Annotated in this window: 21 protein-coding genes; 6 read left to right on the plus strand and 15 right to left on the minus strand. The window is 63.4% G+C overall.

Annotated elements, in window-relative coordinates:
* Positions 1 to 17 precede the first annotated feature (17 nt).
* The gene (locus tag NKI10_RS09970) at positions 18 to 539 is read right to left on the minus strand and encodes a hypothetical protein (RefSeq protein WP_352859713.1); all 522 of its coding nucleotides are present in this window, start codon (positions 537 to 539) and stop codon (positions 18 to 20) included.
* On the minus strand, positions 536 to 2,767 hold the full coding sequence (purL, locus tag NKI10_RS09975; protein ID WP_352859715.1) for a phosphoribosylformylglycinamidine synthase subunit PurL: 2,232 nt from the start codon (positions 2,765 to 2,767) through the stop codon (positions 536 to 538). The genes NKI10_RS09970 and purL overlap by 4 nt, the downstream gene beginning before the upstream one ends.
* A gap of 188 nt (positions 2,768 to 2,955) precedes the next feature.
* Between purL and NKI10_RS09980 the strand changes: the two genes are divergently transcribed.
* The gene (locus NKI10_RS09980) at positions 2,956 to 3,120 is read left to right on the plus strand and encodes a hypothetical protein (RefSeq protein ID WP_023669098.1); all 165 of its coding nucleotides are present in this window, start codon (positions 2,956 to 2,958) and stop codon (positions 3,118 to 3,120) included.
* A gap of 42 nt (positions 3,121 to 3,162) precedes the next feature.
* Here the strand turns inward: NKI10_RS09980 and NKI10_RS09985 are convergent, their stop codons facing one another.
* A complete protein-coding gene (locus NKI10_RS09985) occupies positions 3,163 to 4,572 on the minus strand; it encodes an aminotransferase-like domain-containing protein (RefSeq protein WP_023736517.1) in 1,410 nt (469 codons plus the stop codon).
* A gap of 93 nt (positions 4,573 to 4,665) precedes the next feature.
* Here NKI10_RS09985 and NKI10_RS09990 point away from each other — a divergent pair, with 93 nt between their 5' ends.
* The gene (locus NKI10_RS09990) at positions 4,666 to 4,911 is read left to right on the plus strand and encodes a DUF1127 domain-containing protein (protein WP_023736518.1); all 246 of its coding nucleotides are present in this window, start codon (positions 4,666 to 4,668) and stop codon (positions 4,909 to 4,911) included.
* Here the strand turns inward: NKI10_RS09990 and NKI10_RS09995 are convergent.
* The 5 genes from NKI10_RS09995 to purC all read right to left on the minus strand — a co-directional run bounded on the left by NKI10_RS09995 (position 4,878) and on the right by purC (position 7,822).
* Positions 4,878 to 5,570: a Pr6Pr family membrane protein gene (locus tag NKI10_RS09995; RefSeq protein WP_352462413.1), complete on the minus strand. Its 693-nt coding sequence runs from the start codon at positions 5,568 to 5,570 to the stop codon at positions 4,878 to 4,880. The genes NKI10_RS09990 and NKI10_RS09995 overlap by 34 nt on opposite strands.
* A 4-nt stretch (positions 5,571 to 5,574) precedes the next feature.
* A complete protein-coding gene (locus NKI10_RS10000; RefSeq protein WP_023669094.1) occupies positions 5,575 to 5,985 on the minus strand; it encodes a hypothetical protein in 411 nt (136 codons plus the stop codon).
* Between the two features lie 41 nt (positions 5,986 to 6,026).
* Positions 6,027 to 6,695, minus strand: a complete 669-nt coding sequence (gene purQ, locus NKI10_RS10005) for a phosphoribosylformylglycinamidine synthase subunit PurQ (RefSeq protein ID WP_352859717.1) — start codon at positions 6,693 to 6,695, stop codon at positions 6,027 to 6,029.
* Position 6,696: 1 nt separating this feature from the next.
* Positions 6,697 to 6,939 carry a phosphoribosylformylglycinamidine synthase subunit PurS gene (gene purS / locus NKI10_RS10010; protein ID WP_023669092.1) on the minus strand — a complete coding sequence of 81 codons (243 nt, stop codon included), beginning with the start codon at positions 6,937 to 6,939 and terminating at the stop codon, positions 6,697 to 6,699.
* An 88-nt stretch (positions 6,940 to 7,027) separates the two neighbouring features.
* Positions 7,028 to 7,822 (minus strand): phosphoribosylaminoimidazolesuccinocarboxamide synthase, encoded by a 795-nt coding sequence (purC, locus tag NKI10_RS10015; protein WP_013532127.1) that lies wholly within the window; start codon positions 7,820 to 7,822, stop codon positions 7,028 to 7,030.
* Between the two features lie 275 nt (positions 7,823 to 8,097).
* Here purC and NKI10_RS10020 point away from each other — a divergent pair, with 275 nt between their 5' ends.
* Entirely contained in the window at positions 8,098 to 8,418 is a 321-nt protein-coding gene (locus NKI10_RS10020; protein WP_023669091.1) for a DUF1476 domain-containing protein, read from the plus strand.
* 126 nt (positions 8,419 to 8,544) lie between these two features.
* Positions 8,545 to 9,318, plus strand: a complete 774-nt coding sequence (locus tag NKI10_RS10025) for an HpcH/HpaI aldolase family protein (RefSeq protein WP_023690189.1) — start codon at positions 8,545 to 8,547, stop codon at positions 9,316 to 9,318.
* Between the two features lie 19 nt (positions 9,319 to 9,337).
* Here the strand turns inward: NKI10_RS10025 and NKI10_RS10030 are convergent, their stop codons facing one another.
* On the minus strand, positions 9,338 to 9,892 hold the full coding sequence (locus NKI10_RS10030; protein ID WP_352624593.1) for an RBBP9/YdeN family alpha/beta hydrolase: 555 nt from the start codon (positions 9,890 to 9,892) through the stop codon (positions 9,338 to 9,340).
* A gap of 194 nt (positions 9,893 to 10,086) precedes the next feature.
* On the opposite strand from NKI10_RS10030, the gene NKI10_RS10035 reads away from it, so the two are divergent.
* Complete coding sequence (locus tag NKI10_RS10035) at positions 10,087 to 10,902, plus strand: VOC family protein (protein WP_352859720.1); 816 nt, start codon at positions 10,087 to 10,089, stop codon at positions 10,900 to 10,902.
* 15 nt (positions 10,903 to 10,917) lie between these two features.
* Here NKI10_RS10035 and NKI10_RS10040 read toward each other — a convergent pair whose 3' ends face one another.
* From NKI10_RS10040 to NKI10_RS10055, 4 genes are read right to left on the minus strand one after another with little or no spacing between them, the layout of a single operon-like run.
* Entirely contained in the window at positions 10,918 to 11,646 is a 729-nt protein-coding gene (locus NKI10_RS10040) for a metallophosphoesterase family protein (RefSeq protein WP_352859722.1), read from the minus strand.
* Between the two features lie 8 nt (positions 11,647 to 11,654).
* Complete coding sequence (gene purB / locus NKI10_RS10045; protein WP_023734535.1) at positions 11,655 to 12,956, minus strand: adenylosuccinate lyase; 1,302 nt, start codon at positions 12,954 to 12,956, stop codon at positions 11,655 to 11,657.
* Between the two features lie 59 nt (positions 12,957 to 13,015).
* Positions 13,016 to 13,480: a hypothetical protein gene (locus NKI10_RS10050; protein ID WP_023709322.1), complete on the minus strand. Its 465-nt coding sequence runs from the start codon at positions 13,478 to 13,480 to the stop codon at positions 13,016 to 13,018.
* A gap of 56 nt (positions 13,481 to 13,536) precedes the next feature.
* A complete protein-coding gene (locus NKI10_RS10055) occupies positions 13,537 to 14,262 on the minus strand; it encodes a DUF2259 domain-containing protein (protein ID WP_352859725.1) in 726 nt (241 codons plus the stop codon).
* Positions 14,263 to 14,399: 137 nt separating this feature from the next.
* Here NKI10_RS10055 and NKI10_RS10060 point away from each other — a divergent pair, with 137 nt between their 5' ends.
* A complete protein-coding gene (locus NKI10_RS10060; protein ID WP_023669083.1) occupies positions 14,400 to 14,654 on the plus strand; it encodes a DUF2171 domain-containing protein in 255 nt (84 codons plus the stop codon).
* A 7-nt stretch (positions 14,655 to 14,661) separates the two neighbouring features.
* Here NKI10_RS10060 and NKI10_RS10065 read toward each other — a convergent pair whose 3' ends face one another.
* Together NKI10_RS10065 and NKI10_RS10070 are read right to left on the minus strand one after the other, a co-directional pair.
* The gene (locus NKI10_RS10065) at positions 14,662 to 15,681 is read right to left on the minus strand and encodes a P1 family peptidase (RefSeq protein WP_352859727.1); all 1,020 of its coding nucleotides are present in this window, start codon (positions 15,679 to 15,681) and stop codon (positions 14,662 to 14,664) included.
* A complete protein-coding gene (locus tag NKI10_RS10070) occupies positions 15,681 to 16,751 on the minus strand; it encodes a branched-chain amino acid ABC transporter substrate-binding protein (protein ID WP_352859729.1) in 1,071 nt (356 codons plus the stop codon). Before NKI10_RS10070 ends, NKI10_RS10065 begins: the two co-directional genes overlap by 1 nt.
* Between the last annotated feature and the right edge of the window lie 106 nt (positions 16,752 to 16,857).

Genomic DNA, 16,857 nt, shown 5'->3' on the forward strand with positions numbered 1-16,857 from the left:
TGTCGGCGACGCAGTGTCTAAGGGCCATCCTGCCGCGGGTGAACCACACCATCTTCTGTAATGTCGTCGCGGGTCGAGAACCCCCGGCCAAGGCTGAACACCAGGACATAGAGCGGGATGTTGAGCGCCAGGTTGATGATCGGGAGATAGCTGGTCATCTGCCACAAGGGCGAAAAGAATGGTTGGCCATAGCCATCGCAGATCAGCGATGAGCCGTATTCCCACAGCGCGCCGGTAATGACCGCAACGGCAAAGAGCTTGATGCAGGTGGCGACATGCCTTGCGCGCGCCGGGTTCAAAAGGCGGCTCCACAGCACCAGGCAGACGATGGGAATCGCATAGATCAGGCTCTGCAAAGCCAGCATCGGCAGTGTGCCATTGGCCGCCTCAAGGAACTGGTCACGCCTTTCCAGCAGCGGACAGACCTCGCTCGAGGTCGTCGACAGCAGGAAAAAGACGAACGGCCCGAGGAACCAGAAGAAGAACAGCGACGGCCAGAAGACGACTGCGATCAGCGTCCGGGCTGCCAGGCTGGTCAACTGGACTTGTCCATGAAGTTCGGGAACCAGCCTTCGTGGGCGGCGGTCAATTCGCTGACCGGGATCGCCCTGGCATCGCCGAGCTTCAGTTCGTTTCCACCGGTCGAGCCGATCCATGGCGCAAAGATGCCGAGCTTGCTCTGTTCCTCGCGGATGGCGTCCCATTCCTTGCTCTGCGGATCGACGGACAGCGTCAGCAGGTAGCGGCCCTGGTCTTCGCCGAACCAGACCGGGATCGGGTCGGTGCCGGCGAGCCCCGGAATTGTGGCGCCGATGCCGGACGCCATCGCCATTTCGGCCAGAGCTATCGCCAGGCCGCCATCGGAAAGGTCATGCGCCGCGGTGACGACGCCCGACGCGATTAGCGCGCGGACATGGTCGCCGACGCGCTTTTCATGGGCGAGGTCGACGGATGGCGGCGGCCCGTCGGTACGGCCATGGATGTCCCTGAAATAGGCGGACTGGCCGAGATGGCTGCCCCAGCTTGCGGGTGCGCCGACCAGCAGGATCATCTGGCCCTCGGCGGCAAAGCCGATACGGGTCATCTTCGACCAGTCGGCAATCAGCCCGACGCCGCCGATGGTCGGCGTCGGCAGGATGCCCTGGCCGTTGGTTTCATTGTAGAGCGAGACATTGCCCGACACGATCGGGAAGCCGAGCGCGCGGCAGGCATCGCCAATGCCTTTCACCGCGCCGACCACTTGGCCCATGATCTCAGGCCGTTCCGGATTGCCGAAATTGAGGTTGTCCGTCGCCGCCAGCGGCAGCGCGCCGGTGGCGGTAAGGTTGCGCCAGCATTCGGCCACAGCCTGCTTGCCGCCTTCATACGGGTCGGCCTCGCAATAGCGCGGCGTCACGTCGGAGGAGAAGGCGAGCGCCTTGGTCGGATGGCCTTCGACGCGCACAACGCCGGCGTCGCCGCCCGGAAGCTGCAGCGAATTGCCCTGGATCAGCGTGTCGTACTGCTCCCACACCCACCGGCGCGACGACAGGTCCGGCCCGCCGAGCAGTTTCAACAGCGCATCGGCGACATCGGCCTTCGGCGCATCGCCGGCGGCAAGCGCCGCAGGCTTCTTCGGCTCGACCCAGGGGCGGTCATATTCCGGCGCCTTGTCGCCAAGGTCCTTGATCGGCAGGTTGGCGACCTCGTCACCCTGGTGAATGACGCGGAAGCGCAGATCGTCGGTGGTCTTGCCGACAATGGCGAAGTCGAGGCCCCATTTGTGGAAGATCGCCTCGGCTTCCTTTTCCTTCTCCGGGCGCAGCACCATCAGCATGCGCTCCTGGCTCTCCGACAGCATCATCTCATAGGCGCTCATGCGCTCTTCGCGCACCGGCACCTGGTCGAGGTGAAGCTCGATGCCGAGGTCGCCTTTGGCGCCCATCTCGACCGCCGAACAGGTGAGGCCGGCCGCACCCATGTCCTGGATGGCGATGACGGCGCCGGACGCCATCAGTTCAAGGCAGGCTTCGAGCAGGCATTTTTCGGTGAAGGGATCGCCGACCTGCACGGTCGGGCGCTTCTCGTCGATCTTGTCGTCGAACTCGGCCGAGGCCATCGTGGCGCCGCCGACGCCGTCGCGGCCGGTCTTGGCGCCGAGATAGACGACCGGCAGGCCTACGCCCTTGGCTTCCGACAGGAAGATCGCATCGGTCTTGGCGAGGCCCGCGGCAAAGGCGTTGACCAGGATGTTGCCGTTGTAGCGGGCGTCGAAATTGACCTCGCCGCCGACCGTCGGCACGCCGAACGCATTGCCGTAGCCGCCAACGCCGGAAACCACACCGCTGACCAGGTGCCTGGTCTTGGGATGGTCGGGTGCGCCGAAGCGCAGCGCATTCATCGCCGCAATCGGCCGCGCGCCCATGGTGAAGACATCGCGCAATATGCCGCCGACGCCGGTCGCCGCACCCTGGTAGGGCTCGATGTAGGAGGGATGGTTGTGGCTCTCCATCTTGAAGACGACGCAGTCGCCATCGCCGATATCGACCACCCCGGCATTCTCGCCCGGACCCTGGATGACCTGAGGCCCGGTGGTCGGCAGCGTGCGCAGCCATTTCTTCGAGGATTTGTAGGAGCAGTGCTCATTCCACATCGCCGAGAAGATGCCGAGTTCGGTAAAGCTCGGTTCGCGCCCGACCAGGTCGAGGATGCGCTGGTATTCGTCGGGCTTCAGCCCATGCGCGGCGATGAGTTCCGGGGTGATCGGCACGGAATTGGAAATGGTCATGGGCGGCGATTGATGTCCATGGGAGAGGGGAATTTGAGTCCCCTCATATCGCAAGCTTTGGCGTGATACACCCCATTGGATGACGAAAAACGCCGGAAAACCACAGGGCGACGATGGTAGCGGGGAGCCGCTGGGGAACGGTATGGCATCCCGGCCGTTAGGCCTCAAACCAATCAGGAGATTTCGACATGGCCACCAAGCAAGGCAAGAAAGACAATCGCCTCTCCGACAAGGAGGCCATGCATATTGCCGAGACCACCGACGTTTCGCCCAAGCAGGCCAAGGACCTGGCCGAGAAGCACGGCAAGGACAAGGGCGCGAAGGAAGCCAAAAACTTCAAGGCAGAGGGCTGAACCTGAGATCGGTACGCAGGGGCACGGTTTAGCGCCAACGATTCAGGACGAACTGTCGTAGCCGGCGCGGCCTTCCTCCAGCAGCCGCCGGATCACCGCGACGCCGCCGGTGATGTCCTCGCGCCGCCTTGGCTGCGAGACGCCGAAACGCACGCCGTGAAAAACCTGCTCGGAACGCCCCGCCTTGAACTCGTCCTCGTCGTCGAGGAGCACGCCATTTTCGAGGCATGCGCTCCTGAAAGTGCCGGACAGCCAGGGATCGGGCAGCGTCAGCCAGACGAAGGGCACGCTGCCGTGTGACTTGAAGGCGAAACCCGCCAGTGTCTCGCGCACGATGGCGATGCGGGCGGCAATTTCGGCAATGCTGCGTTTGCGGATATCGCCAGCCTGCCCAGACAGCACCAGCCGCGCATTCACCTCCGCCAGCAGGAACGGCATCCCGCCGGTCATCATCTTGTGGGCGACGCGGATGCGATGGCGATAGGCGGGCGGGCAGGAGAGCCAGCCGCCGCGAACACCTGCCGCGACCGATTTCGACAGACCGCCGGCGACAATGGTGCGCTCGGGTGCATATTCGGCGATGAGCGGCGTCGGATCTTCGGTCAGGCCGCCATAGAGATCGTCCTCGATGACGATGACATTGTACGCGCGCGCGACACGAGCGATCGCCTCGCGGCGCGAAACCGACAGGATCGCCAGCGTCGGGTTCTGCACCGTCGGCATCAGGAAGATCATCTTCGGGTGCTTTTGCGCGCAGACGCGTTCGAAATCCTCGGGATCGAGGCCTTCTTCGTCCGATGCCACCAGTGCTATGCGCCGCCCGATCAGCCCGGCGCTGCGGGCGATCTGCGAATAGGTGAGGTGCTCGAAGGCGACATAGTCGCCCGGTGTGGTCAGTGCCGCAATCGCCGCCATCACCGCGGCATGTGTGCCAAGCGTGGGAACGATGGTGTCGGCCGCCGGACGGAACGAATTGCGCGACAGCCAGCGGGCGCCGGCCTCGAACCAGCGCTCCGGAAAATCCCTGGTGTAGCTCGAAATCTCGTGCGGGTGATCCTGCACCGTGCGCGAGAGCATGTCAGCGACAATGGCGCCCTGGCCGATGTCGGGCGCGGCAGTGCTGTCGAAACGCAGCTTGCCGGGCGGCGCATCGACATAGCGCGTGCCTTGCACGGCAGGCTCGGCGAATTCGGGTGACGCTTCCGATTGCTGCGCCAGCACATAGGTCCCGCGACCGACTTCGCCGCTCACCAGGCCGCGCTCGCGCAGCAGCTGATAGGCTCGGCCGATCGTGCCGACCGTCGTGCCGATATCATAGGCGAGATCGCGCTGCGGCGGCAATTTTGCCCCGGCATCGATGACGCCCTTGTCGATGTCCGACTCGATGCTGTCGGCAAGGCGCTGGTAAAGCGGGCCGGAACCGATGGTAAGGTCAGGGAGCCAATTTGTCATGGTGACAATTCTGTATATTGCACCAGATCGGGTGTCAATGCATATCAGAACCGTACCAAGATGGGTACAATTTGCAAGGTTGGCAGAAAGACAATGGATACAATCGAGACAATCCGCTGCGCGGGCATTGAATTGGTCGGGCCGAGCCCGTCCAGCCGGCGAGGCTTTGTCGGCCGGATCGTGGATGTGGTCAGATCGCTGGCGCGATGGATCGACGTGCTGATCGAGCGCCGTCGCGGCCGCCTGGCTTTGCTCGAAATGACCGACGAGCAACTCAGGGATATCGGTGTTTCGCGTGGCGACGCCTACCGTGAAGGGATCCGACGGCTCTGGGACTGACCCGGAGCCGGTTCGTCAACGACGGGTGCGCGGAGCCTGAGGCGTGAGACGCCCTTGTCGGCAAGCACGGCGAGGATGCAAAGCACCAGGAAAACCCCGGTGACGGCCAGCGCCGCAAGCGCGACGCTGGCCACGCCGTTCTTGGCGGCGTCGAGGAACGGATAGGGCACTTCGCCTGCGATCGGCGCGCGCGCCAACGCGTAGGCGAGATAGGCGATCGGATAGGCCATCCACCAGGAAATGTCGCTCCACCGTGTCCTGCCGTCGGCGCCAGCCACCAGCCACCACAGCACGAACAGCACCGGCGTCACGTAATGGAGCAGCACGTCGCAGAGCAGAAACAGCCCTTGCGGCTGCCAGAGCTGCGCCAGAACCGTGGCATAGACGATGAAGACCAGGGCGATTGACACCGCCACGCCCGCCCGCATCCGCGGCCCGGCAAAGGCCGGCAGCCAGGCGTAGCCCGAAGGCGACAGCAGCGAGACATGGACCAGCACTGCACCGATGTTGGTCAGGATGGTGAAGAAGCTGAACAGAAAGACGATGGAGCCGAGAAAACTGCGGCCGGCTTCCATCGATGCCGGGATGGTGATGCACGCTTGCAGGACAAGCCCGGCCAGACCGATGATCAATCCCGCAAACTGCAGGAAGCGGCCCATGGCGTCAGGCGGCCGCGTTGCAGGAGGGGTTGCCCGTTTGCCAGCGCGCAATGTCGGATCCGATGCGCGCGCCGAGCGGATCGTCCATCAGCGGACCGAACACGTCGACGCGGCTGGAATTGCCTTGCGCCTGGACGACCAGCAGCGGCTTGCCGCCATAATGCTTGGCCGGCACCAGCAGGAAGCGCGGCGTGCCGCTGAACGAATTCAGCTCATTGGCCATCTGATAGGATTTGAAGGCGGGATCCTTGCTGGCGATCCAGCATTTGTGGGCCGATATCGCCACCTGTTCCATGGCCAGCAGCGAAGCGCTCTTGCCCGTGGGGACCGGCGCGCTCTTCGGGCTGGACTGGCAGGACGCCAACGCCAAGCCGGCAGCAGCCAGGGGACCCAGGCGAACAATCGTCAGTCTCATGGTCAACCGCCCCCGCGTTTTGAAAGGAATTCGAAGAGATATCAGGCGGCGATGCCGAGCGCGCCTTCGAACAGGGCGCGGCCGTCGCTTCCGCCATGCGCTGCCTCGATCAGGTTTTCGGGATGCGGCATCAGGCCGAGCACATTGCCCTTCTCGCTGACGATACCGGCAATGTCGTTCATCGAGCCATTGGGATTGGTGCCTTCGGCATAGCGGAACACAACCTGTCCTTCGCCCTCGAGGCGCGCAAGCGTGTCGGCATCGGCGAAATAATTGCCGTCATGATGCGCAACCGGCGTGCGGATGATTTGGCCCGGCTGATAGCGGCGGGTGAACATGGTGTTGGCGTTGGCGATCTGCAGCTTCACCTCACGGCAAACGAATTTCAGCGAAGCATTGCGCATCAGCGCGCCGGGCAGCAGGCCGGCCTCGACCAGAATCTGGAACCCGTTGCAGACGCCAATGACCATGACGCCCTTGGCGGCCTTTTCAGCGACTGCCCGCATTACCGGCATCCGCGCGGCAATCGCGCCGCAGCGCAGATAATCGCCGAAGGAGAAGCCGCCGGGAATGGCGATCAGGTCGACATCGGGGATTTCGGTGTCGGTCTGCCAGACGGTCGCCGGCGCCTGCCCGGAAATCTTGGTCAGCGCCGCAATCATGTCGCGGTCGCGGTTGAGGCCGGGGAGAAGAACGACAGCTGATTTCATATCAAGCGATCTCCACCGCGTAATTCTCGATCACCGTATTCGCCAGCAGCTTGTCGCACATGGCTTTCAGATCGGCTTCAGCCTTGGCCTTGTCGGTCTCTGAGAGCTCGAGGTCGAAGACCTTGCCCTGCCGCACCTGGCCGACGCCGCCGAACCCCAGTCCGGACAGAGCGTGCTCTATGGCTTTTCCCTGCGGGTCGAGCACGCCGTTCTTGAGGGTGACGGTGATGCGGGCCTTGATCATGCTGGACAGGTTCCTGTTCGAAGACTTAGCAATTCCAGGAAAAGTGTGAAGCGGTTTTCCGTCCGGAATTGCGTCAAGAAATGAAGACTTAGTGCGGCTTGCCTTTGAGGCCGTCGGTCGAGGCGACGAGCACCGGGCCGGTCGGGCGCGGCGGCTCGTTCTCGTTCATGATGCCAAGGCGGCGGGCAACTTCCTGATAGGCTTCGACGAGGCCGCCCATATCGCGGCGGAAACGGTCCTTGTCGAGCTTGTCCTGCGTTGCCACGTCCCACAGCCGGCACGAATCCGGCGAGATCTCGTCGGCAACGACGATGCGCATCATGTCGCCCTCGAACAGGCGGCCGCATTCGATCTTGAAATCCACGAGTTGGATGCCGACACCCATGAACAGGCCGGAGAGGAAGTCGTTGACGCGGATGGCCAGCGCCATGACGTCGTCGATCTCCTGCGGGCTTGCCCAGCCGAAAGCGGTGATGTGCTCTTCCGACACCATCGGATCGTCGAGCGCATCGGCCTTATAATAGAATTCGATGATCGAGCGCGGCAGAACGGTGCCTTCCTCGATGCCGAGGCGCTTGGACAGCGAGCCGGCGGCGACATTGCGCACCACCACTTCGAGCGGAATGATCTCGACTTCCTTGATCAACTGCTCGCGCATGTTGAGCCGGCGGATGAAGTGGGTCGGAATGCCCATGCGGTTCAGATGGTTGAAGATGTACTCGGAAATGCGGTTGTTGAGCACACCCTTGCCGTCGATGACCTCATGTTTCTTCTTGTTGAATGCGGTCGCATCATCCTTGAAGAACTGGATAAGTGTGCCCGGTTCCGGTCCCTCATAGAGGATCTTGGCCTTGCCTTCATAAATGCGGCGGCGATTTTTCATCTGATTTTTCTCTGGATTTGCGGGCAGGCGGCAAGCGACCAGTTCCTGTCCGTCTGCCTAAATTGGTGCGGCGACGGGTGGGGTTCAATGCCGGGTCTATCCCAATCACAGCGTTTGCTCAATCGGCAAATCCTTTCCATCGACCGCTTTCAGGAATGAAATGCCGCAGCGCAGCAAGCGATGTAGCATATTGACCGGCCTGCGCCCTTTTGGTTTGTGCTGCGGCAGCACACATATCCATCACCAACGCGAATCGATTTCATCGGAGGGAAGCCATGAGCAGCATGAAAGACCGCGAAGAGGGTTTTGAGCGCAAATTCGCCTTCGACGAAGAACTTCGCTTCAAGGCTTCGGCACGCCGCAACAAGGCGCTTGGCCTGTGGGCAGCCGAAAAGCTGGGCAAGTCCGGCACTGACGCCGACGCCTATGCCAAGGAAGTTGTGGTTTCCGATATCGAGGAAGCCGGCGATCACGACGTATTCCGCAAGATCCGCAAGGATTTCGACGCCGCCGGCGTCGACCAGTCGGATCACCAGATCCGCCGCACCATGGACGAACTGATGGCGCAGGCGATCGAGCAGATCAAGAACACCTAGAGCGAGTAGCGCTGGACCAATCGACCGCCCGGTCCAGCCGGGCGGTTTTTCTTTGCCTTTTCAGCCTTTTCCGGCTGAAACTGTGCGTGGGCCTGTTACAAGGCTCTACCCAACGAGGAAAGCACCATGTCCCTGAAGTCACGCCTGGCGGCGGATGAAACGCTGTTCACCGCCTGGTCCGGCGTTCCGGACGCTTTGACGGTCGAAATCATCGCCAAGCAGGGTTTTGACGCCGTCACCCTCGATATGCAGCATGGCGGACACCACGAGGACTCGGTCCTGCGCGGGCTGGTGCCGGTGCTGGCCGCCAACAAGCCGGCGCTAGTGCGCATTCCGGTCGGCCGCTTCGACATGGCCAGCCGCGCCCTCGATTTCGGTGCCGAGGCGGTGATTGCACCGATGGTGAATTCGGTGGCCGATGCAAAACTCTTTGCCGCGGCGATGAAATATCCGCCGATGGGCGAGCGCTCCTGGGGCCCGACCTATGCTTTTCCGCGCCATGGCAAAGGCGACCACGCCGAATGGCTGCGCGACACCAATCAACGCACCATGGCCTTTGCCATGGTCGAAACGCGCGCCGCACTCGATGCGCTGGACGGCATCCTCGACACGCCGGGCATTGACGGCATCTTCCTCGGCCCATCGGATTTCTCCATCGCCTGGTCGAATGGCGCCACCGTCAATTCGACGCTGGAAAGCATGATGGAAACCGTCACCTCCATCGCCGAGCGGACGCGCAAGGCGGGCAAGCATGCGGCAATCTACGTCGTTGAGCCGGCGATTGCCGGCCGCGTCGTGGCGATGGGCTACCGGCTGCTGGCGATGGGCTCGGACCATGCGCTGATTTCGCTCGGCGCAAAGACACTCATCAAAAGCATGAACGATTCGATCAAGGGCTGAGGCGTGGTGCCTTGCCCGGTCAGGCCTTGAGGTCGGTCAGGAACTTGGCGAAGGTCATCGACCCTTCCGGCCACGGGCCGAAGCCGGCATCCTCATTGAGGTGACCGGTTTCGCCGGCATCGATGAACAGCGAACCCCAGGCAGCGGCAATGCCCTCGGCAACCTCGAAGGCGCAGAACGGATCGTTGCGGCTGGCGATGACGATGGACGGGAAGGGCAGCGGTTTGCGCGCATAGGGGCCAAAGGTCATCAGGTGACGCGGCCTTATCTCCGGGTTGGCGACGTCGGGCGGTGCGACAAAAAACGCGCCGGCGACCGGCTTCCTGAACTGCGGAATGGCCTGCACCGCGGCCGCCACACCGAGCGAATGGGCAACGATCACCACCGGCCGCTCGGCCTCGTTGACAGCGTTCGCCACGCTCGTCGTCCAGTCCTCGCGCACCGGCTTCGACCACTCCGCCTGTTCGACCCGACGCGCCGTCGACAGTTTCGATTGCCAGCGTGTCTGCCAGTGTTCGGGGCCGGAATTGGTGTAGCCCGGCACGATCAGAATATCTGCGTCTTTGACTTTCATGGCGCTGAGATAGCGAGCGACCGTGTCTCGTGCAACCCGCGCTGACGCATGCGGTGCATCACAATCGTGAACAACCTGTTCGATTCTTTCCATCTTGTGTGAACGATCGGGATCGACGATTTGAGGCGGGGAGAGATGGACAACAGAATAGGCTGGTGCGCGCCCTAGGGATAACGCGCTGAACGGAGAGTTTTATGAGCGAACTGCCTTTTGCCGCGACGACCCCCGTCAGCGTGTCACGCGTGGGCCTGAAGGCGCGCGACGCCGAAGGACTTGCCGATTACTACCGGGCTGTTGTCGGCCTGCAGGAATTGAGCCGCGCCGATGGCGCCATCACGCTGGGCGCTGCCGAGCGCCCGCTGCTGGTGATCGAGCCTGACGCAGCGGCCAAGCCCGACGATGCGCGCAGCGCCGGCCTTTTCCACACCGCTTTCCTTCTGCCCAGCCGCGCCGATCTCGGCCGTTGGATAAACCATGCCGCCGCCAACAAAATCCGCATCGAGGGCGCCTCCGACCATCTGGTCAGCGAGGCTTTGTACCTGACCGACCCCGAAGGCAACGGCATTGAAATCTATAGGGACCGTCTGCCGCAGGAGTGGAAGTGGAACGGCGACAAGATCGCCATGGCGACCGAGCGGCTGAATCTGGCCGCCGTGGTTGGCAGCGTGCCGGCCGGTGACGCCGGCTGGCAGGGCGCGCCGCAAAACAGCATTATCGGCCATGTCCATCTGCGCGTCGGCCGGCCGGAAGATGCCGAGGCCTGGTGGCACGACGAATTTGGCTTCGACACGGTCGCTAAGTATGGAGGGCAGGCGGTGTTCCTGTCGTCGGGAGGCTACCACCATCATATCGGTGGCAATTCGTGGCACAGCGCCGGCGCCGGGCGCCGCGATCCGTCCCGCTCAGGGCTGGCCTGGGTCGAGATGCGCTCGGACAAGACAACCGCTGACATCACACGGGAAGATCCGTGGGGCACGGTGATCCGCACCGTGCCAGGCGCCCCAGGCTGAGCGTCTGCTCGGTTCTTACAAGGAATTGGCGGCGTAGCCCGTCAGCAGCCCATGCGCCCAGCTGTCGAATCCGGTCGCCGTGGCGCGGCCGGATGCTTCGGTCCAGTCATAGCTGACCGTATGATGGCTGAACGACCATTGTCTGTCCTTGCGCGTGGCAAGGGCATAGCGGGCATCCGGACTGCCGGTCACAGTCAAACCTGGGAATGCCTGGACGCCGACACTGCCGGGATTGAGGATTGTCCGGTTGTCCGACAAGCGCACAACGCGCGGCGTATGTGTATGGCCGCACAAGGTCAGCCCGGCGCCGGCGCTGCCCAGCTTGTGCCTGATCTGCTTTTCATTGGACGGGTGGAAGTGGCTGCCTCCGTCTTCCTCGAGCAGGAACACGTCGTCGTCACTGGGGCTGCCATGGCAAAGCAGGATGTCCTGGGCAGGCGACAGGGTGACCGGCAATGCCGAGAGCCAGGTCAATGACGCCTGGGACAGGCATTGGTGGGTGAAAGCATCGACGTCTTCCAACCCGGAAGCAGGCGGCTCGACCAGCACACGGTCGTGATTGCCGCGCACGGTCGGCCAATTCTGTGCAATCAGATATTGCGCGGTTTCTTCAGGCCATAGCGGCCCGGAGAGACAATCGCCCAGATTGACGATGATGTCGGGAGAAGCGTCTTTGATCTGCGCATGAACCGCCTCAAGCGCGCGCAGATTCCCATGGATGTCGGAAAGGACAGCCAGCCGCATGGAAGATCCTATCCGAAAACCCGCTTGAAGATCGTATCGACATGCTTGGTGTGATAGCCCAGGTCGAATTTCTCGCGGATCTCGGCTTCGGGCAGCGCTGCGGTGACTTCCTTGTCGGCCAACAATTCCTCAAGGAAATCAGCGCCATGTTCCCATACCTTCATGGCGTTGCGCTGCACCAGGCGGTAGGCGTCCTCGCGGCTGACGCCGGCTTGCGTCAGCGCCAAAAGCACGCGCTGCGAATGCACAAGGCCACGGAACTTGTTCATGTTCTTCAGCATGTTGTCGGGATAGACCAGCAATTTGTCGATGACGCCGGTCAACCGCGACAGCGCGAAATCGAGTGTTATCGTGGCGTCCGGGCCGATCATGCGCTCGACCGAGGAATGCGAAATGTCGCGCTCGTGCCAGAGCGCGACATTCTCCATCGCCGGCAAGGCCATGGAGCGCACCATGCGGGCAAGGCCGGTGAGGTTTTCGGTCAGCACCGGGTTGCGCTTGTGCGGCATTGCCGACGAGCCCTTCTGGCCCGGCGAAAAATACTCTTCCGCTTCCAGCACCTCGGTGCGCTGCAGATGGCGGATCTCGGTCGCCAGCCGCTCGACCGACGAGGCGATGACGCCGAGCGTGGCAAAGAACATGGCATGGCGGTCGCGAGGGATGACCTGCGTCGACACCGGCTCCGGCTTCAGCCCAAGCTTTTTCGCCACATGTTCTTCGACATAGGGATCGATGTTGGCGAAGGTGCCGATCGCGCCCGATATGGCGCAGGTGGCAATATCCTCTCGCGCGTGCACCAGCCGCTCGCGGCAGCGCGAGAACTCGGCATAGGCCTGCGCCAGCTTGACGCCGAACGTGGTCGGCTCGGCGTGGATGCCGTGGCTGCGGCCGATGGTGACGGTGTCCTTGTGCTCGAAGGCCCGGCGCTTCAGCGCGGCGAGCAGGCCGTCGAGGTCGGCCAGCAGGATATCGCTGGCGCGGCCGAGCTGCACCGCAAGGCAGGTGTCGAGAACATCTGACGAGGTCATGCCCTGGTGGATGAAACGCGCATCCGGCCCGACGAATTCGGCCAGATGGGTGAGGAAGGCGATGACGTCGTGCTTGGTCACGGCCTCGATCTCGTCGATCTTGCCGACGTCAAATTTTGCCGCGTTGCCCTTTTCCCAGATGGTCTTGGCGGCTTCCCTGGGGATGACGCCGAGCTCAGCCAGCGCATCGCAGGCATGGGCCTCGATTTCGAACCAGATGCGGAAGCGGGTTTCCGGCGACCAGATGGCGACCATTTCCGGCCGGGAATAGCGAGGGATCATCCGTCAGTCCTGATATGTCGGTGGTTAAGTGCGCCTCCTATCAGAGGCGGACCGAATGCTCAACGCTGCTGGCGTGCAAACCACACGCTGGCGGCGGCAAGCGCGATGAATCCGAGCGGAAAATAGAGCCTGATACCCAGCACCACGAACTGGTAGAGCGCCGTCAGCGAGGTGAAGACCAGTTCGAACGCCCACCGGGCGGTGAAGGCCTCCGCGTGCCATTCGGCATAATAGGAGCGGTATTGCAGCGCAAACAACCCGCCGGTGAAGGCGAGCGTCGTGGCAAGCAGGCAGACGAAGGCGGCGGCGAACGCCACCTCCCAGTGCCGGTCCAGCGAGACCAGCCGCGCCGCGAACAACCCGACGGGAAAGGCCAATGCCGCGCCGGTCGCAAACAGCAGGGCGACGAAGCGGATCTTTTCCGGGGTCTCCCAATTGTCGAGCCAAAGACCGGTCAGCGCGCTGGCGCCCATGGCCATCGCCCACAGCAAGGCGCCGACAAGCGCCGTGCCCGTCGATGGCATGGCGCGGCTGACGCGATTTCCGGCGCGCTTGCGCCAACTGGATTGATCGAGCGATGTCACAGGCGTCCGGTCACGGCGATCCAGCGAAAATCCGGCCCTTCGAAGCCGTATTGGCGCACCGCGATCAGCACCGCATAGGCGCTGATGCCGTCCATCGAAAATGTCTGCACCGCGCCGATCCGGTAGCCGTTCGGGCAGCCACGGCTTTTCGGGATCGATTTATCCTCATGCAGCAGATGGGTCTGGCCGCCATCCCTGGCCTCGATCCGCAGCAAGCGAAAACCGTTGACCTCGCCTTGGCTCTGGCAGCTTTCGGTGTCGTTCATGCCGATCTCGTCGAGCCGGAATTCCAGCGGCGGGTCGACCGGCGAAAAGATCGGCCGTGGGTTGACCACCATGCGGAACGGGTCGGCCGACAGTTCGGTCACCGGGTTGAAGCCGGCGGTGATGCCGCGGTTGGCGGTAAGCTCGACCTGGGCAATGATTGCTTCGCCTTTTTGCCTGGCTTGCTGACGGGCCGTCTCGAGCGAGGCGGTCTCATCCTCTAGCCGGACCCGGATTGGCGTGCCCTTCAGGAACGTGTCGTCGGCGGTGTCGATGTAGTAGCGATTGGCATAGGGAAAGCCCGAACCGTCTGCCACACCATATTCCTCGAAGGCGAAGACGCTGCCATCCTTGCTGAAGCCGAGGATTTCAAGCTCGGCGACATCGCCCGCTCGGGCGGCCATGGCGGATGCCAGATGGACCAGCAGGCAAACGCCAATCAGGACGAGATTTCGCATCGGGGTTCCGCTCCGCCTGCCTTGGTTCGATCGTTCCCTATCACGAGACAGTCAAAACATCGTGCTATTCAAAAGGCGATGCATCCAATTTCGCCTCTGTTTGTTATCGTCGATCGTTTTCAAAAGGAGAACACCCCATGACTGAGGCCAGCAAGATTCGCGAGCATATGGAAGTGGTCGGCGCCGACGGCGTTCACATCGGCACCGTCGACAGGGTCGATGGCGAGCGGATCAAGTTGACCAAGGCCGACAGCGGCGAGGGCGCCCATCAGGGGCATCACCACTACATTCCCTTGAGCCTGCTTGCCGAGGTCGAGGGCCAGAAAGTCTGGCTGTCGGCGAATTCGGATGTCGCGGTCAGCTTCGAGGAAGAGGAGTCCGACCCGACCTGACTGAAAGTCAGCGCGACGACCACACCGCAAACAGATCGCCATCGGCCGGCGTCGCGGCGTGGATGCCGCGGCTGATGGCGCGCGCCATGGTGGCGCCGGCGGCGGCAAAGAAATCGACGGCATCGTCGGCGCTGAGTTCTGTGCCGCTCTTCCCCGTCGCCAGCGCGAACACCAGATCGCCGTCAGCCGGCGTGTGCACGGGCCAGATGGCGCGCACGAAACCGTCATGCGCTGAAATGGCCAGCCGCTTGGCTGCCGCCTTGGTCAGCACGGCGTCGGTGGCGATGACGGCGATGGTGGTGTTGCCTCCGGCCTCGGCTTGTCCACCGACACGCTTGTCGCGGTATTTCAACAGGATCCGCCTGGCGTCGTCCGGCATCGGCGAGGGATAGCCGAGGCCTCCGAATTCATCGCCGATCTCGAATGGCGCCGCCCAGAAATAGCGTGTACGCGCAATCGTCACCGAGCCGGTCGGGTTGGCGGCGGCCAGTGCGCCGATGGTGACGCCGCTGTCGAGCACGGTCGAGGCAGAGCCGAGGCCGCCCTTCAGCCCGGAACTCAGCGCCCCGGTGCCGGCGCCGATTGTGCCGAGCGGAAAGTCGACTGTTGCCGCCTGGGCGGCTTGGTAGCCGAGGTCGCGGTAGGGAGGATAACGGCCCCAATCCTTGTCGCCGCCATTGCGCAGGTCGAACAGGATCGCCGCCGGCACGATCGGCACGCGAAAGCCGCCGACATCGATGCCTATGCCGTTTTCACGCAACGCCGCCTGCACCCCCGATGCGGCGTCGAGGCCGAAGGCCGAGCCGCCCGACAGCACGACGGCATGAACCGCCTCGATGGAATTGTGCGGTTCGAGCAGGTCGGTCTCGCGCGTGCCCGGCGCGCCGCCGAGGATCTGCACGCCACCGACCGCCGGTTCATCGCACAGCACGGTCGTGACGCCCGATTTCAACCTTGCGTCCGACGCGTTGCCGACGCGCAGGCCGGCGACATCGGTGATCAGATTGCGCGGCCCGGTGCGAAACATCAATTCTTCTCCGCCGGCACGAAACGCGTCCCGTCGAAGCGGAAGGCGCGATAGAGGTTTTGGCTCAGATCGCCTTCGTCGTCGAACCGCAGCGGGCCGATCGCGGTGGTGAAATCATGCCCGGTTAGCGCGTCGGCCAGCCCTTTGCCCGAGGTCTCGGGCGCGGCCGAGGCCGCCTTGGCAATCTCCACCGCCGCGTAGGCCGGCAAGGCATAGCCATCCGGCGCGATGTTTTTGGCCGTAAACGCCGCCAGCACCTTGGGATCGGCGACATCGGCCCATTCCGGCGGCGCGATCATCAGCGTGCCGATGGCGTAAGGCACATCGCCGGGTGGCGTGCGCAAATTCTCGCCGCCGGCAAAGACGATGCCGGCCTCGAGCTGGCCGGCGTCGCGGCCCATAATGGCGATGTCGTCGCCGTCGCCACCGGCAAAGACATGCGTCGCGCCTGATTTCTTCAGCCGGCCGATCAGCCCGATCTGGTTGTCGAGCTGGGGCCGGAACGTGTCTGTGAAGACCGGCTTCAGCGCCGCCTGTTCGGCCGCTGCGCGCAGCGTCTCGGCGATTTCGCGGCCATAGATGGTCCCGTCATCGACGATGGCGAACAATTCGCTCTGCCACAGCCGGGTCAGGATGCCGGCCACGGCATTGCGCTCGTCGTCGCCGCGTGGCCCCAGCCGGTAGACCGGCCAGCCGGTTTTGGCGCGGCGATCGGTCAGGCTTTCGGTGCGCACGCCAACGGTGATGACCGGTATGTTGGCGTCCTTGAGGATCGGCAGCGCCGCCTGGATCGCCTCGGTGCAGAGGAAGCCGACGACGATATCGACCTTCGCAGCGGCGAATTCCCTGGCGGCGGCAGCCCCGCCATCGGCGGTGCAGGCATCGTCGACCGTCTTGATCTCGGCGCCGTTGGCTTCTGCTGCCAGGGCAGCACCCGCCTCGATCTGCTTGCCCAGGATCGCCGACGGACCGGACAGGGGCGCGGCGACGCCGACAAGCAGCGTCTGCGCGCCGGCGCTTGCCGGCAGCAGCCAGAGCAGTGCCGCTATTACAGCTGTTGGGGGTCGCATTCTGACGACGAATTCCTCCGTGCCGGTCGCATGCTTCCAGCGTCTCTTGTGCCAAGACCTAAAGGCTGCCCGCCCCAGGCGCAACACGGGAATTGCGGATTGGCGT

It is taken from the genome of Mesorhizobium sp. M0802, assembly GCF_040320115.1.
In the GTDB taxonomy this organism is placed as follows: Bacteria; Pseudomonadota; Alphaproteobacteria; order Rhizobiales; family Rhizobiaceae; genus Mesorhizobium.

Bases quoted from the DNA above. Each gene is read 5' to 3' on its own strand.
- purL (WP_352859715.1), bottom strand. From the start codon at position 2,767: ATGACCATTTCCAATTCCGTGCCGATCACCCCGGAACTCATCGCCGCG.
- NKI10_RS09980 (WP_023669098.1), top strand. From the start codon at position 2,956: ATGGCCACCAAGCAAGGCAAGAAAGACAATCGCCTCTCCGACAAGGAG.
- NKI10_RS09985 (WP_023736517.1), bottom strand. From the start codon at position 4,572: ATGACAAATTGGCTCCCTGACCTTACCATCGGTTCCGGCCCGCTTTAC.
- NKI10_RS09990 (WP_023736518.1), top strand. From the start codon at position 4,666: ATGGATACAATCGAGACAATCCGCTGCGCGGGCATTGAATTGGTCGGG.
- NKI10_RS09995 (WP_352462413.1), bottom strand. From the start codon at position 5,570: ATGGGCCGCTTCCTGCAGTTTGCGGGATTGATCATCGGTCTGGCCGGG.
- NKI10_RS10000 (WP_023669094.1), bottom strand. From the start codon at position 5,985: ATGAGACTGACGATTGTTCGCCTGGGTCCCCTGGCTGCTGCCGGCTTG.
- purQ (WP_352859717.1), bottom strand. From the start codon at position 6,695: ATGAAATCAGCTGTCGTTCTTCTCCCCGGCCTCAACCGCGACCGCGAC.
- purS (WP_023669092.1), bottom strand. From the start codon at position 6,939: ATGATCAAGGCCCGCATCACCGTCACCCTCAAGAACGGCGTGCTCGAC.
- purC (WP_013532127.1), bottom strand. From the start codon at position 7,822: ATGAAAAATCGCCGCCGCATTTATGAAGGCAAGGCCAAGATCCTCTAT.
- NKI10_RS10020 (WP_023669091.1), top strand. From the start codon at position 8,098: ATGAGCAGCATGAAAGACCGCGAAGAGGGTTTTGAGCGCAAATTCGCC.
- NKI10_RS10025 (WP_023690189.1), top strand. From the start codon at position 8,545: ATGTCCCTGAAGTCACGCCTGGCGGCGGATGAAACGCTGTTCACCGCC.
- NKI10_RS10030 (WP_352624593.1), bottom strand. From the start codon at position 9,892: ATGAAAGTCAAAGACGCAGATATTCTGATCGTGCCGGGCTACACCAAT.
- NKI10_RS10035 (WP_352859720.1), top strand. From the start codon at position 10,087: ATGAGCGAACTGCCTTTTGCCGCGACGACCCCCGTCAGCGTGTCACGC.
- NKI10_RS10040 (WP_352859722.1), bottom strand. From the start codon at position 11,646: ATGCGGCTGGCTGTCCTTTCCGACATCCATGGGAATCTGCGCGCGCTT.
- purB (WP_023734535.1), bottom strand. From the start codon at position 12,956: ATGATCCCTCGCTATTCCCGGCCGGAAATGGTCGCCATCTGGTCGCCG.
- NKI10_RS10050 (WP_023709322.1), bottom strand. From the start codon at position 13,480: ATGCCATCGACGGGCACGGCGCTTGTCGGCGCCTTGCTGTGGGCGATG.
- NKI10_RS10055 (WP_352859725.1), bottom strand. From the start codon at position 14,262: ATGCGAAATCTCGTCCTGATTGGCGTTTGCCTGCTGGTCCATCTGGCA.
- NKI10_RS10060 (WP_023669083.1), top strand. From the start codon at position 14,400: ATGACTGAGGCCAGCAAGATTCGCGAGCATATGGAAGTGGTCGGCGCC.
- NKI10_RS10065 (WP_352859727.1), bottom strand. From the start codon at position 15,681: ATGTTTCGCACCGGGCCGCGCAATCTGATCACCGATGTCGCCGGCCTG.
- NKI10_RS10070 (WP_352859729.1), bottom strand. From the start codon at position 16,751: ATGCGACCCCCAACAGCTGTAATAGCGGCACTGCTCTGGCTGCTGCCG.